The sequence below is a fragment of the Pedobacter sp. TM02 genome (assembly GCF_059705275.1).
In genome coordinates this window covers 2409102-2422496 of record NZ_AP046530.1, presented here as the reverse complement: position 1 = coordinate 2422496, position 13395 = coordinate 2409102, and the positions used below count along the sequence as shown (strand labels likewise).

Annotated in this window: 15 protein-coding genes and 1 tRNA gene; 7 read left to right on the top strand and 9 right to left on the bottom strand. The window is 44.0% G+C overall.

The genetic code is table 11. The annotated features are described in order from the left end of the window. Positions 1-2: 2 nt before the first annotated feature. The 6 genes from gnd to AC6H1S_RS10175 form a co-directional block, all read right to left on the bottom strand. Entirely contained in the window at positions 3-1427 is a 1425-nt protein-coding gene (gene gnd, locus AC6H1S_RS10200; RefSeq protein WP_497563526.1) for an NADP-dependent phosphogluconate dehydrogenase, read from the bottom strand. Further along, positions 1420-2037, bottom strand: a complete 618-nt coding sequence (locus AC6H1S_RS10195) for an HAD family hydrolase (protein WP_497563525.1) — start codon at positions 2035-2037, stop codon at positions 1420-1422. The genes gnd and AC6H1S_RS10195 overlap by 8 nt, the downstream gene beginning before the upstream one ends. 6 nt (positions 2038-2043) lie before the next feature. Continuing rightward, positions 2044-2802 carry an ROK family protein gene (locus AC6H1S_RS10190; RefSeq protein WP_199141213.1) on the bottom strand — a complete coding sequence of 253 codons (759 nt, stop codon included), beginning with the start codon at positions 2800-2802 and terminating at the stop codon, positions 2044-2046. Positions 2803-2942: 140 nt separating this feature from the next. Continuing rightward, positions 2943-4127, bottom strand: coding sequence for an acetyltransferase domain-containing protein (locus tag AC6H1S_RS10185; protein ID WP_497563524.1), 1185 nt, complete (start codon positions 4125-4127; stop codon positions 2943-2945). Positions 4128-4161: 34 nt separating this feature from the next. Then, a complete protein-coding gene (locus tag AC6H1S_RS10180; RefSeq protein WP_199141215.1) occupies positions 4162-4470 on the bottom strand; it encodes a hypothetical protein in 309 nt (102 codons plus the stop codon). A 16-nt stretch (positions 4471-4486) separates the two neighbouring features. Continuing rightward, the gene (locus AC6H1S_RS10175; protein ID WP_497563523.1) at positions 4487-4993 is read right to left on the bottom strand and encodes an anthrone oxygenase family protein; all 507 of its coding nucleotides are present in this window, start codon (positions 4991-4993) and stop codon (positions 4487-4489) included. Between the two features lie 165 nt (positions 4994-5158). Between AC6H1S_RS10175 and AC6H1S_RS10170 the strand changes: the two genes are divergently transcribed. From AC6H1S_RS10170 to AC6H1S_RS10150, 5 genes are all read left to right on the top strand, one after another. Next, positions 5159-5506, top strand: coding sequence for a hypothetical protein (locus AC6H1S_RS10170; RefSeq protein ID WP_199141217.1), 348 nt, complete (start codon positions 5159-5161; stop codon positions 5504-5506). After that, entirely contained in the window at positions 5503-6513 is a 1011-nt protein-coding gene (locus AC6H1S_RS10165) for an ATP-binding protein (protein ID WP_497563522.1), read from the top strand. Before AC6H1S_RS10170 ends, AC6H1S_RS10165 begins: the two co-directional genes overlap by 4 nt. Positions 6514-6693: 180 nt before the next feature. Further along, positions 6694-7689 (top strand): SDR family NAD(P)-dependent oxidoreductase, encoded by a 996-nt coding sequence (locus tag AC6H1S_RS10160; RefSeq protein WP_199141219.1) that lies wholly within the window; start codon positions 6694-6696, stop codon positions 7687-7689. A gap of 12 nt (positions 7690-7701) precedes the next feature. Next, positions 7702-8430, top strand: coding sequence for an SDR family oxidoreductase (locus AC6H1S_RS10155; protein WP_497563521.1), 729 nt, complete (start codon positions 7702-7704; stop codon positions 8428-8430). Positions 8431-8485: 55 nt separating this feature from the next. After that, complete coding sequence (locus tag AC6H1S_RS10150) at positions 8486-9301, top strand: helix-turn-helix domain-containing protein (RefSeq protein ID WP_497563520.1); 816 nt, start codon at positions 8486-8488, stop codon at positions 9299-9301. 218 nt (positions 9302-9519) lie between these two features. On the opposite strand, the gene AC6H1S_RS10145 is transcribed toward AC6H1S_RS10150, so the two are convergent. Next, positions 9520-9604 (bottom strand) — tRNA-Ser (locus AC6H1S_RS10145). Positions 9605-9898: 294 nt separating this feature from the next. Here AC6H1S_RS10145 and AC6H1S_RS10140 point away from each other — a divergent pair. Both AC6H1S_RS10140 and AC6H1S_RS10135 read left to right on the top strand, forming a co-directional pair. Further along, positions 9899-11452, top strand: coding sequence for a PAS domain-containing sensor histidine kinase (locus tag AC6H1S_RS10140; RefSeq protein WP_497563519.1), 1554 nt, complete (start codon positions 9899-9901; stop codon positions 11450-11452). Then, positions 11445-11840 carry a response regulator gene (locus tag AC6H1S_RS10135; protein WP_497563518.1) on the top strand — a complete coding sequence of 132 codons (396 nt, stop codon included), beginning with the start codon at positions 11445-11447 and terminating at the stop codon, positions 11838-11840. The genes AC6H1S_RS10140 and AC6H1S_RS10135 overlap by 8 nt, the downstream gene beginning before the upstream one ends. Here AC6H1S_RS10135 and AC6H1S_RS10130 read toward each other — a convergent pair. Next, positions 11804-12193 (bottom strand): hypothetical protein, encoded by a 390-nt coding sequence (locus tag AC6H1S_RS10130; protein ID WP_497563517.1) that lies wholly within the window; start codon positions 12191-12193, stop codon positions 11804-11806. The genes AC6H1S_RS10135 and AC6H1S_RS10130 overlap by 37 nt on opposite strands. Before the next feature lie 206 nt (positions 12194-12399). Next, positions 12400-13392: a YihY/virulence factor BrkB family protein gene (locus tag AC6H1S_RS10125; RefSeq protein ID WP_497563516.1), complete on the bottom strand. Its 993-nt coding sequence runs from the start codon at positions 13390-13392 to the stop codon at positions 12400-12402. Positions 13393-13395 lie beyond the last annotated feature (3 nt).

The window sequence follows — 13395 nt, the reverse complement described above, 5'->3', positions numbered from 1 at the left end:
TGTTAGTCGTTCTTTTGGTTCCAATCGGCATGGAAAATGCCTTCGCTATCAATTCTTTCAAAAGTATGGGCACCAAAAAAATCGCGTTGGGCCTGGGTTAGGTTAGATGGCATGCGACCGGTTTTCAAAGTATCGAAATAGGTAAGTGCCGAGGCGAAGGCCGGGATGCCAATACCTGCTTCAACTGCGGCGCTGATCACGGTACGCGTACCTTTTAAACTCTGCTTAATCTTGGTTTGAATGGCCGGATCGGCATATAAATGTGCCAATTCGGGGTTTTTGCTGTAGGCCTGGTAAATGTCTTCCAAAAATTCGGCCCTGATGATGCAGCCGCCTCTCCATATTTTGGCAATCTCGGCCAGGTTAAGCTCATATTTGTATTCGATAGAAGCCTGGGTAAGCAGGTGCATGCCTTGTGCGTAGGCAGCCACCATGGCAAAATAGAAAGCTTCTTCCAGGTGCGCAATAAAATCGCCCTCGGCTTTGATGGGGCTTGATGGGCCGAAGGCCTCGCCAAGTGCTACCCGAAGTGTTTTAAGCTTAGAAAGGTTTCTGGTCGAAACAGCCGCATCAATGGTCGGAATAGGCACCTCAATGTCCATCGCCACCTGCGAAGTCCATTTGCCGGTTCCTTTTGATTTGGCTTCGTCTTTGATCTCGTCGACCAACAAGTTGCCCGTTTTTACATCTTTAAACAAGAAGACATCTTTGGTAATTTCCATTAAGAACGATTGCAAACGGCCTTTGTTCCAATTGTCGAATACCTTTTGGATTTGTTGGTTATCGTAGTTCAACCCGTTTTTCAGGATTTCGTAAGTTTCGGCCAATAGCTCCATAATGGCGTACTCGATGCCGTTATGGGTCATTTTAACAAAGTGGCCAGAAGCACCCGGACCGATATAGGTTACGCAGGGATCGCCATTTACTTTTGCCGAAACGGCTTCCAGCATCTCCTTGACTACGGCATAAGCCTGTTTGTCGCCACCTGGCATTAGGCTAGGTCCAAATCTGGCGCCTTCTTCGCCACCAGAAATACCCATGCCGAAAAAGTGCAGGCCTTTGTCTTTCAGTTCCAACGATCTTCTGCTGGTATCTGTAAAATGCGAGTTTCCGCTGTCTATAATGATGTCGCCTTTGTCTAAAAGTGGTTCCAATTCCAAAATCACACTGTCAACAATAGGGCCGGCAGGCACTAAAAGGATAACCGTTCGCGGAGTTTGCAAACTTTGTACAAATGCCTTGATGTCTGAAAATCCCTTGAGGTTATGGGCTTTGCCATCCTCTTCAAAGATCTGGATCATCTTTTCGCTTTTGTCGTATCCGGTTACCGCAAAGCCGTGATCGGCCATATTCAAGAGCAAATTACGTCCCATGGTGCCTAGGCCAACCATGCCAAAAGCGTAGGGTGCTGTTTTGTCGTTATTCATGTGTGGATTGATTTATACTTTCTAAAATTGTTTTACTTTGTTCAAAGCCTTCGTGCACAAAGGCATGAATGCCCATTTGTTTGGCAATGGCCACGTGGATGGCCCTGTCGTCGAAATAAAGGCAGTGTTTGGGCTCTACATGGGCAATGCCCAAGGCCAGTTTGAAGATACATGGGTCGGGTTTAGAATAACCCACTTCGCAAGAAGAAATAAAGGCATCGAAAAGTTGGTCGAGCCCAAATTTGTCTATCCGGTAATCGTTAAATTCCTTGCCCTCGTTGTTGACCGCAAAAACCCTGATCTGGCTTTTTTGTTTCCATTCGATGAGCCAGGGCAAAAAATGGGGCAGCAAGGTTGATTTGGAAAACATAAATGCCCTGAAATCAGCTTTGCTAAATGAGCGTGTCTTGTTAAAAACAACCGAATCCAAATATTGCTCAAGGTTTAATTTTCCGTTTTCGAAAAGCGGAAAAGCCACCGAATGGTCTTTTTCGAAAGGGATGGGGTCTAGCCCGAACCGGTCTACCGCTTCCATTCTGGCTTGGTGGTTCCAGCCATCGCTTAACAGCACGCCCCCAATATCCAAGAAGAGCAGCTTAATGTCTTTCATCAGTGTTTATTTTTTATCGGGATAAGTAGTATGAACATGGTATTTTTCTTTGGCCTGCCACAATTTGGCGCCACCTTTAATGCCATCCTTGTTAGAAACCAGTTTAATGTTGTCGTCTAGCTTGAAGTTGATTTCGTTGGAATTGCCTCCGCCTATATACAGCATATCGTAGTTAAATACGGTTTTATAGGTAGCAATGATGTTTTGCAAACGCTTGTTCCATTTTTTCTTGCCAACTTTTTCAAATCCGCGGTCGCCAATATAGTCGTCATAGTCTTCTTTTTTGGTAACCGGCAGATGCGAAAGCTCCAAATGGGGCAGTAGTTCGCCATCAAAGAGCAAAGAAGTGCCAAAGCCGGTACCCAGGGTAAATACGATTTCGAAGCCTTTGCCACTTACAATGCCCAATCCCTGCTGGTCGGCATCGTTAATGAGGCGGACGGGCTTGCCAAACAGGTTGCTTACCTTTTGGGCCAGGTCTACCTTGTTCCATTGGTCTGGCGCCAAGTTTGGTGCCGTTTGTACTACGCCACATTTTACATAGCCCGGAAAACCGATGGATATCTTGCCAAAATCAGACAAGTCTTTGGTCAGGCTTTCGATAGCCTCTAAAACGGCCTGTGGCGTAGATTTTTTTGGAGTAGGGGTCTTTTTAAAATCGGTTAGCAATTTGCCCTGCTGACTAAGGATACAAGCCTTGATGTTGGTGCCACCGATATCGATAGATAAAATATTGCCTTGAGGTACTTTGTTTTGTTGAGGCATAAGCGCTGCTGTTTGATATGTTTTGATCAAAAACCGTTATTGGTATCAAACAAACAAAAATACAACCATTAAGTTAGCTATACGATAATATTTGTGTAATAAGTTGGGGTTAATTATTAACAAAAATGAACAATTGTGGATTAAAGATAGCGCAGCCACCACTGTTTGTGGTTAGCCTTGTATTTTTTGAACCAAACACATGGCCGATAAAGAAATGCCACTACATTAAGCCAAATGAAGTAAACGATTGGCAGGCCAAAACCAAAATCGAGCGGCCTGAACAAAAATGGTATTTGTGGCGTAACGATATCCTTTGCGCCATAGCCACTTGCGAAGAAAACTATAACTACCAAAAAATGAATCACATAAAAATGCAAAACATAATAGAAAAATGGTACGCTGCCATATACGGTCATTATTCGAGCAAACCAATTTTTGGCGTTTTCTATGCCTGATAGCAACATTAAAGCAGGGCCAAGCGTCATGCCGTAATATTGTAAGGAAGGCGGGTACTTGCTTACGTTAAAAAAGGAGAAAATGGTTTGCAATGCGTTGCTGTAGATTATCCGTGGCGCTGGGTTGCCATATAAATTGAAGTAGCGAAGAAAGAGAAACAATGCGAAAAGTCCCAATCCCGTATAAAACAAGAGGCGTTTTCTCCGTTGTGCATCAAATTGGGCATTGTACCATTGTCCAATCGAAAAACCAAGAAACATGGCGCTCGTCCAAGGCAACACGGCATACAGTATGCCTAAAGTATGGTTGCTGCCGACGGGCACAAACATGGCGCTTGTAGTGAAAAAGGCTGCAAATAGGCCACCCCCTAAAGTATGGATGTCGGGTGCAGCTATATAATTGAATAGATTAAGGCCAAAGAAAAGCAACAAGCCAACGATCAGTACTAATCGATGCGAAATCCGGCTGCAAATGCCCAACAAAATCATGCTCCAGCCAATGGCCCAAATAACCTGCAGGATAATGAAATTGTAAAAAGGATTAAAAGTCAAGCCTAAAGTAATGACAAGTACTTCTACCACAATAAGCCATAGGCCCCGCTTGATGAGAAAGGAACTGGCTTCTTTGGGGCTTTTGTTTTTTGCAGACAAATAGGCCGAAACCCCCGAAAGAAAAACGAAAGTTGGGGCACAGAAATGGGTAATCCAGCGGGTAAAGAAAAGGAAAATATGGGTGTTTTCCGGATTCATCGGATCGGTAGTGATGCCTCCATTGTGAAAGAAATCACGTGTATGGTCCAAGGCCATGATCACCATTACCAGCCCTCTTAAAATATCGATAGAAAGGATACGTTTACTGTCTGCAGTCATGAGCGCGTGGCATTTATCAACTAAGATAGGCTATTTAGCTAAAAATTAAAACCTTAGGTTTTTTGCTGACCATGCTGCCTATCAGTTCGTTGGTTTCGATGTGCTTGAAATAAAGCGGTTGACCGTCCTTGATTTTCTTTTTGAGGCAGCAATATAGATAAAGGCATTTGATCCAATTGAGTGCAGAGGCCTTGTCTTTCCAAATTTGAGGATAAAGCCACACCTCGTTGTTTACAATGTTGATCAGGTTTTTGGCTTCCAACTCCTTTACATTGGCTATAATTTGCGCGGTTTGTTGCGCAATATTGGTTTTTACGGCTACCTTTTTATTGGCGTAAATCATGTCCAAATATAGGCAATCATTTGCTTTGGTTAAAAATGCAGGCTATAGCCGTTAGGGAAAAGCAGGCAATCGATGCCCAGGTACGCAGGGCATGCCAGGCAGTCCAGCTGGTTTCGAACAGGGCTCTTTGCTTGGCCAGTTGTTCGGGCGTAGCAGTACCAAGGTCAAATTTGGCTAAGGCATCGTTTAAGGGTACATTGCCCAAGGCAGTTACGCCAAAAACGGCAATGATATACAGCAAGCTGGCGCTGAGCAAAAGCCAAAATCTTAGGGATGGTGCTGGTGTATAGCTGAAATAGGTACTTAAAGGCAACAGTATCAATGTGCCAATAAAACTGCAAAAGAATGCCGGATTGAGGATGGCGCGGTTAATAGCCTGCATGGCCGATAAATAGCCGAAATCGTTCAAGGCCTTTAAACCCGGATTTACCGAGCAGGAATAGCCGTAAAACAAACCCGCAATCAAACCGCAGGCAATGGTGGTCAAGGCCAAAATTAAGATGCTCATGCTTGTTCCTTTCATGCTTTGTCAAACTTAGCGAATTTAATGCGCGGCTACAAGATGTACCTTTTCCAAAACCGGTTTCGGAAGCGGGTGGATGTTCATAATTTTTACATTTGATTTGGTGAACCTATTTAGGGATATATTTGCGAAACCGGCATGGGAAAACCAAAATAAATAAATTTTATGAAAGATGGCGTTAAATATACAGTTAGCCTAAGCTTTGAGGAAATCAAATTGCCTCCGTTTCAAGACATCCTGATTTTGGGCCGGGATGGGGCGCAGGGGCGAATAGGCCTTTCAAGATCTTTCGAGTTGCTTATTCCCAACGGTTTTGAAACTATTCTGATAGACGAAGACAACGTAGAGGCCATTTTTGTTAACAAAAAAATCCTACGGAAACTTCCTATCGACCGCTTAGTTGCCCTGCTTCAAGAAAAAGTATTCCCCTTTGTGTCAAAAGAAGAATTGATTAGGGTCGACTGCCGAATAAACATCGCTCTCAATAATATTGAATTAGAACATCGAACATGATCAGTCAGCTATTTAGAAGAGAATTTAAAACCGTTGGTGCCTACGATGGAACGGTAACGGCCAAAAAAATGGTTCAGGAAAGCGGTGCGGTAATTGTAATGGAAGACAATGTGCCCCTGGGTTTGTTGTCGACTGAAGATTTGGCCGCCAAACAATATAACCTGGTTATCGATTGTTTGTCGGAAAAACCAAAAATCGATATCGATCAGCCCTTGGCCGAGGTAATCGATCTGATGAAGAAATGCCGGGTAGATGCGCTGCCTGTTTACGATGGCGGTAAATTGATTGGCATTATCCATAAAAACGATATCCTCGATTATTTTGTACAGTCGATAGAAATGCAGCAGGCTGCGGTTCAGCAAATCGTTCACGATCTTAAAAACCCGATTTCCAATATCAGCGGCCTGCACGAGCTTCTCGGGCAAAATATTCGGAAGGATGAGAACAAGGCCTTGCTGGCCTACTCGCAACAGGCTTGCGATCATGCTACAGAAATCTTGAACAACATCCTGCTTGCCGAACGCAATAACAATGGTACGGCAAGCAAAGATAAAATAGAGCTTGGCAGCTTTTTAACCGATTGTTTCGCCGAAATAAAAGGCAATGCAAGCCTAAAGGAAATCAAATTGGTGAACCATATTGCTCAGGAGCCTTATTGGGTGCTAACCGACCGCAGAAAATTGGCACGTGTTATCCATAACCTGCTATCCAATGCCTTGAAGTTTACCTCGGAGGGAGGAGAAATTGCCCTATCTTTGGCAATCGAGGCCAAACAATACACCATTGCCATTGCCGATACCGGCGTAGGCATTCCATTGGTTATCCAACCTTTTATTTTTCAGAAATTTACGTTGGCCAACCGCTTAGGCACCTGTGGCGAAAATTCAACCGGCCTGGGCTTGTTTATTACCAAAGAACTCGTTGAGCAATTGGGCGGCCATATCGACTTTAAGAGCATGGAGGGTGCGGGTACCACTTTCTTCCTTCAGTTTAATTTGCAAGATTAAGGACCTAGAATTAGCCTTTCAGATGTTGAATGGCTAGTTGCCAATAGGGTGGTCGCAGCTTTTTAAAGGCCATGCTTCTTAATGGTATGACATTTTCAGCAAAGTAAATTGACATTTACAACAAAACATACTTGCCAATTCCAAGGTAATTTTGTCTTATAACATTAAATCATAAAAAAAATGAGACAAAGTAATTATCAAGGAGCGTTGCAGCAACCGGTAGGTTCTGGATTTAACGCCAAATCAACTGCAGCAGAAGTGATGCAAGGCCTAAATCTTTCAGGTAAAACCGCAATCGTAACAGGAGGCCATACCGGCATCGGCCTGGAGACTACAAAAAGGCTTGCCGAGGCTGGGGCATCAGTTGTTGTGCTGGCAAGAGACATTGAAAAAGCGAGACAGAATCTAGCCGGAATTAAGGATGTAACCATCGCGGAGATGGACTTTATGGTTCCTGATTCTATCGACGCATTTGCTGACCAATTCATTGCCTCGGCAAAGCCCCTACACCTGCTTATCAACAATGCAGGCATCATGTGGGTGCCCTTGCGCAGGGATGCACGTGGCATTGAATCGCAACTGGCTACCAATTACCTGGGCCATTATCACCTTACAGCGAGATTGTTTCCGGCACTAAAAAAAGCCAATGGAGCCAGGGTAATCAATCTTTCTTCGCTTGGCCACCAGTTTGGCGATTTCAATTTTGAAGATCCGAATTTTCTGCATCACGCGTACGAAACCCTACAGGCTTACGGCCAATCGAAAACAGCAACCAACCTTTTTTCGCTTGAGCTCGACCAGCTGGCCAAAGAATTTAAGGTAAGGGCCTATGCGGTTCATCCAGGCTCGATCGGTGGCACCGAGCTGGCCAGAGAAGCTTCGTTGGAACAGTTTCAGCAGCTGGGCTATCTGGATGCTAACGGTAACATGAAGCCAGAGGTAGCAGCACAGCTCAAAACCATACCACAAGGCGCGGCAACAACCGTTTGGTGTGCCACAAGCGCGCTACTCGATGAAATAGGTGGCGTTTATTGCGAAGATGTAGAAGTGGCAAAATTGGCCACAGGAGATTCTGTCGAGGCCTCGGGCGTTAAAGCCTACTCGCTCGACGAACATCGCGCCAAGAAGCTTTGGCGGTTAAGCGAAGAACTTACAGGGGTATATTTTGAATTTTAACATCGCCACATCATGAAAAAATTTGAAGGAAAAATAGCCCTGATAACCGGAGGTAACAGCGGCATAGGTTATGCAACAGCAAAAGAACTTATTGCCGAAGGCGCAACCGTAATTATAACCGGCCGACGAAAGGAAGCCGTTGAAAAAGCCGCACTTGAACTGAATGCCATTGCCATGGTGGCCGACCAGTCTGATGTGGCCGCGATTAAAAGCTTGGCCGAAAAGGTAGGGCATCAATTTGGAAAGCTGGACATCGTGTTGGTCAATGCCGGAATTACCAAAACTGCGCTGATCGAGTCGACCTCGGAAGAATTGTTTGACGAGGTGATGAATGTAAATTTTAAAGGCGCTTTCTTTACGCTGAGCAGCTTTATTCCCTTGCTCAACCATCATGCTTCGGTCATTCTGCTGTCTTCCAGTTCGGCACACATTTCGCCAAGAACCGCCTCGGTGTATGCGGCAAGCAAATCGGCGCTGAATACCTTGATGAAAATTGCGGCACTAGAGCTTGCAGATCGAAAAATCAGGGTCAACGCCGTAAGTCCAGGTCCGGTAAGTACCGAAATTATGCAGAAGATGGGGCTTGACAATAAGCGTGAACAGCTCATGCTAAATTCAATTCCTTTGCAACGGTTCGGCACGGCCAACGAAGTAGCCAAACTGATTTGCTACATAGCCAGCCAGGATGCTGCCTTTATAACAGGATCAGAATTTTTGATTGATGGCGGACAAAGCGCCTGAGGCCTTTAGCCTAGCAAGCGCCATAAATCTTTTTTATATTTACAGAAATACCAGTATGGAACACATCTCGAAATACCTCACCAAAGAAATCAAGCTATCCAGTTATGAAGACAAGCTTTTCAAGTCCGACCTGATGTTTGATGACCACATGCTGGTATGGTTCATTTCTGGCGAGACCAAGATTATCCAGGCCGACAAAACCTATCATTTTCAAACTGGCGACATTTTCTTGATCCCACGCAACCTATTGGCCACGATTATCAATTATCCAAAAGGAGGCTTGCCCCATCAAACAGTGGTCATGCATTTGTCTGCCGAGCGCTTGAAGCATTTTTATGAGAAGGTAGAGTTCTCCCAAAATATTATTCCAGAGCAGCGTTTATACCGATTCAGCAATCATCCCTTGTTGCAGAGCTGCATGGCCTCGCTTGTCCCTTATTTTGATGTAAGGGGCGAATTTCCGGAAGAAATAGCCTCGCTGAAGATTACCGAGGCTATTTCAATTCTCCGGTCTATTGATCGGAGCGTTGATAACGTACTGGCTAATTTTAACGAGCCCGGCAAGGTTGATCTGGTAGGTTTTATGGAGAAGAACTTCATGTTTAACCTGCCTTTAGAAAAATTGGGTTACTTAACCGGTAGGAGCCTTTCTACCTTTAACCGCGATTTTAAAAAGCATTATAGGACAACGCCACAAAAGTGGATGATTGATAAAAGACTCGAATTGGCCTATTATCACTTGGCAGAAAGAAAGAAAAAAGCGAAGGATGTTTACCTGGAAGTTGGATTTGAAGACCTGTCGCATTTTTCGTTTGCCTTTAAAAAGAAATACGGGATAGCACCCACGCAATTGAGGCCGGTCTTGGACTGAATATCGCAAGAATTAAGGTGAAATAAAGTTAATCTTTTTTCGATGCGACAATAAGATTGGCGTGAAATATTTCGATTCAATCGTCATCAAATGAATGCCTGCTTGTATATTGTCCGATTTATTTTGAAGAAAAAAGCCTGATTTATGCAATTTGCTGAAGGCGAATAGGGAATATTTTTGGCAAAAAAAAGAGGGCCTTTTGATAAAGACCCTCTCGGCGGAGAGTGAGGGATTCGAACCCCCGGACCTGTTACAGTCAACAGTTTTCAAGACTGCCGCAATCGACCACTCTGCCAACTCTCCGGCGCAAAAGTACAAACTCTAATTAATTCTACAAACTCCGATGTAATCTTTTTTGTGTTGTATGGCTAAGCGCCTATAAATGAAGCAGAAAATTTTAAGATTTTTTTAACCTGGGCTTAACAAATCCTTGTTTCTACTAAAAAAAAATGCCGGTTAAAAAAAATAAAAAAAATCTGTTAGGCATCTAAATCCGCCGATGAATCGTAGATATCTACGGTACAAAGCAAACAAAATAGTTATAATACCAGTTTATACACCTAGAAAAAATTAGTATAAATTAATATTCGATACCTTTTGAAATCACCTAACAACCATGGATTCTCCCTTAGCAAGGAAACACTGAGGCAGGATTTCGAGCTGCTGACCAAAGCGCTCAATTCGTCTACATCTGGAATTATCATTACCGACAATACGCAACCGGATAACCCTATTATTTTCTGCAATGCCGCTTTTGAAAAGATCAGCGGCTACACTAGGTCGGAGATTATAGGTCACAACTGCAGGTTTTTGCAGCAGCAAGATCGCGCCCAACCGGCCAGGGCCGTAATTGCCGAGGCCGTGAAGGAAGGTAAAGAGTGCACGATAGAAATACGCAATTACCATAAAAACGGAAATCTGTTTTGGAATGAGCTTTACATGTCGCCCGTAACCGACGAGAACGGTGCAATAACCCACTTCATAGGTATTCAGAACGACATTACGGCCAGGAAGAAAATTGAACTCGACCTGCAGGACCAAAAAGACAGCATGGAAAGGAAGATTGCCGAACGCACTTCGGAACTGCGAGACAGCGAGGCCTTCCTAACCAGTATCATCCAAACCGTGCGCGAAGGCCTGCTGGTACTCGATCGCAATTTCAAAGTCATCAGCGCCAACGATCACTTTTTGCGTACGTTTAAGGTAAGTGCTCAAGAAACCATAGGCAAAATGCTTTACGACCTCGGTAACGGACAGTGGAACATAGAGCGTTTAAAAGAATTGCTGATTAGGATTTTGCCTACCAACAATCCTGTAATCGATTTTGAAGTAGCGCACGATTTTCCCCATATCGGTAAAAAATTGATGTTGCTCAATGCCTACCGTATTGAATTGGAAGGCCAATATAAAGACCAGATTTTGCTGGCCATTGAAGATATTACCGAGAGAAGGGAGATCGAAAGGAGAAAAGACGATTTTCTATCTATCGCCAGCCACGAACTTAAAACGCCACTCACCACCATCAAGGGTTTTGTACAGGCCTTAGAACGCATGAAACCGGCCAACGCCAGCGAAAAATATAGCCAAACCCTGCAAAAGGTAGCGCTTTATGTAGACCGGCTCAATAGCTTGATCACCGATCTGTTGGATGTATCGCGGATCCAATCGGGCAATATTGAATTGCATAACGAGCTTTTCGATTTCGACAAAATGGTAAAGGAGGCGGTTGAAAATCTACAGGCTTCCACGGGGTCGCACCAAATCAAGATCAAGGGAACTGCAGGAACCGAAGTTTTAGGCGACGAGGGACACATTATTCAGGTGATCAATAACCTGATCTCCAACGCCATCAAATATGCGCCTAATTCGTCAGAAGTTTTGGTCTATGTGTCTAAAGTGAGCGATTATGTGAAAGTATCTGTAACCGACTACGGCTTGGGTATCAGCGCCGAAGACCAGCAGAGTGTATTTGAAAGGTTTTTTAGGGGTGGCGACATCCAAAAGCGCTTTCCAGGTATGGGTATAGGACTTTACATCTGTGAGCAAATTGTGAAAAACCATGACGGTACCATATGGGTGGAGAGTGAAAAGGGCAAGGGGTCGACGTTCAGTTTTACCTTACCGATTAGCAGGGAGGTGAATAATGGATAGGAAAAAAATCTTGATTTGCGATGATGATGAAGGCATCACCGATATGCTTGAGCTGGTTTTGGAAGAAACAGGCCATGAAATCATCACCGAAACCAATAGCCTTAATATCAAGTCGATTTTAAAGGAGGATTTGCCAGACCTCATCCTGCTCGATTTGTGGATGCCGGTTCTTTCTGGAGATCAGGTGCTTAAAACCTTGCGCGCCGATGAAAACACGAAACAGCTGCCCGTAATTGTGATATCGGCCAGTCGCGATGGAAAGGAAATTGCATTGGATGCCGGAGCGACGGATTTTGTGGCCAAACCATTTGATATCGACGAGCTGCTTCATAAAATTGAAAAATACCTTAACTACGATTTTTTAAAGATCGAAAATAAAAATCCGTAACCTAAAGCGGTAAGGAGCAGGAAAAGCATGATTTGTTGGTCTAGAAAGACCTCGGCATAGCCAATGGATTGGATATCGGGGTCGCTAGACAAAGTAAGTATGGCAACGATAACAATTGCAATGGCGAGCAAGGTGAGCACAGCATAGGAAACAACATTGTGCAACCATTTCTTTTTGGCTATAATCGATTGAAGGATAAAGCCCCACAACAAAAAGGCAACCCATACGAGGGGACTGATCATTAAAAAGAATAAGCCTCCATAGCCACTTGAGGCACCAGGACCGGCCACAAGCGCAATGGTCAGCAAAATGGTGATGATAAGCGCCAGGAAAAGATGTTGTTTGAGTTTCATTGGTTTATTTAAGGCAAATTTATCTTCAACGGCAAAGGCCGTAATTCCTAAAGGGTAAAGCCATAAGTTTGCACGCTCTTTGTTCGTGAAGAACGGCAATGGTTCATCAGTTCATTGGCTGATTAGTCGTGAGCTGATAAATGGTTCAATTGCTCAGCTGTTTAATTGCAAACTGCCTACCTATCCAATTTTAACTGAAACTGGTTTTAGGACTTCTCCAGCTTCTCTTCAACAGGCATGTTTTTCTTAAACAGGTTGAAATTCGGCCTGATAATCTTTACGCTCCGCTTAGAAAGGTCTACACTGGCATTGAGCTCAAAGCCAATCAGCAGGATCAACGAATTCAGGTAAAGCCAGATCATCACCACAATTAAAGTGCCGATAGAGCCGTATATCTTGTTGTAGGCGCTAAAATTATTGATGTAGAAGGAAAATCCCCAAATGGTAAGAAAAGCGAGTATGGTGGCCAGCCAAGAGCCTGCACTAAAGAATTTCCATTTTTTAGCGTGTGCCGGACCATAACGGTACAGAATCGAGACCGTCAAGAAATACAACGTTCCCAGTAAAGTCCACTGCGTGAGCTGTATGGCGTAAGCAGTAAGGTTGCCCTTGTAATGGAGCTCGTTTTTTAAATAGGTCAGCAAGATTTCTCCAAGTGCCATCGCGATGATGCAAACAATTACGGAGAAAGCGATAATCACAGTCAAAAGCACCGCAACCAACCGGCGTTTAAGCCAGCTGCGGGTCTCTACAATAAGCGACGACTTGTTAAAGGCTTTCATCAAATTATGTACGCCATTGGTGGCAAAAAAGAGCGATAGTACAAAACCGATAGACAACAATCGACCATTTTGGATATTTACGATTTCATTCAGTGTGTTTTCGAAAGCCAAAAAGGCATTTTCGGGCAAAACCAGGGCAATGAGCGCCATCAGTTGTCCCTGAAAGCCAATTCGCTTCGGGATGTAGGGAATGAGCGTAAACAGGAAGATAATGGCCGGGAAGATGGCCAGCAAAAAATTATAGGCCAACGATGAAGCCTTGTTCACCAAAGTGTCTTTGCCAATTTCCCTAAAAAAGAAAGTAGCCACGGTGTAGATAGGCAAGGGGCTAAAACCAGGCAATACACAGACTTTGGTCCATTCGATAAATAAAGAATAGAACTGCAGTTTTAACAATTGTCTGTGTATCCAGTTCATGGG

Bases quoted from the DNA above. Each gene is read 5' to 3' on its own strand.
- gnd (WP_497563526.1), bottom strand. From the start codon at position 1,427: ATGAATAACGACAAAACAGCACCCTACGCTTTTGGCATGGTTGGCCTA.
- AC6H1S_RS10195 (WP_497563525.1), bottom strand. From the start codon at position 2,037: ATGAAAGACATTAAGCTGCTCTTCTTGGATATTGGGGGCGTGCTGTTA.
- AC6H1S_RS10190 (WP_199141213.1), bottom strand. From the start codon at position 2,802: ATGCCTCAACAAAACAAAGTACCTCAAGGCAATATTTTATCTATCGAT.
- AC6H1S_RS10185 (WP_497563524.1), bottom strand. From the start codon at position 4,127: ATGACTGCAGACAGTAAACGTATCCTTTCTATCGATATTTTAAGAGGG.
- AC6H1S_RS10180 (WP_199141215.1), bottom strand. From the start codon at position 4,470: ATGATTTACGCCAATAAAAAGGTAGCCGTAAAAACCAATATTGCGCAA.
- AC6H1S_RS10175 (WP_497563523.1), bottom strand. From the start codon at position 4,993: ATGAAAGGAACAAGCATGAGCATCTTAATTTTGGCCTTGACCACCATT.
- AC6H1S_RS10170 (WP_199141217.1), top strand. From the start codon at position 5,159: ATGAAAGATGGCGTTAAATATACAGTTAGCCTAAGCTTTGAGGAAATC.
- AC6H1S_RS10165 (WP_497563522.1), top strand. From the start codon at position 5,503: ATGATCAGTCAGCTATTTAGAAGAGAATTTAAAACCGTTGGTGCCTAC.
- AC6H1S_RS10160 (WP_199141219.1), top strand. From the start codon at position 6,694: ATGAGACAAAGTAATTATCAAGGAGCGTTGCAGCAACCGGTAGGTTCT.
- AC6H1S_RS10155 (WP_497563521.1), top strand. From the start codon at position 7,702: ATGAAAAAATTTGAAGGAAAAATAGCCCTGATAACCGGAGGTAACAGC.
- AC6H1S_RS10150 (WP_497563520.1), top strand. From the start codon at position 8,486: ATGGAACACATCTCGAAATACCTCACCAAAGAAATCAAGCTATCCAGT.
- AC6H1S_RS10135 (WP_497563518.1), top strand. From the start codon at position 11,445: ATGGATAGGAAAAAAATCTTGATTTGCGATGATGATGAAGGCATCACC.
- AC6H1S_RS10130 (WP_497563517.1), bottom strand. From the start codon at position 12,193: ATGAAACTCAAACAACATCTTTTCCTGGCGCTTATCATCACCATTTTG.
- AC6H1S_RS10125 (WP_497563516.1), bottom strand. From the start codon at position 13,392: ATGAACTGGATACACAGACAATTGTTAAAACTGCAGTTCTATTCTTTA.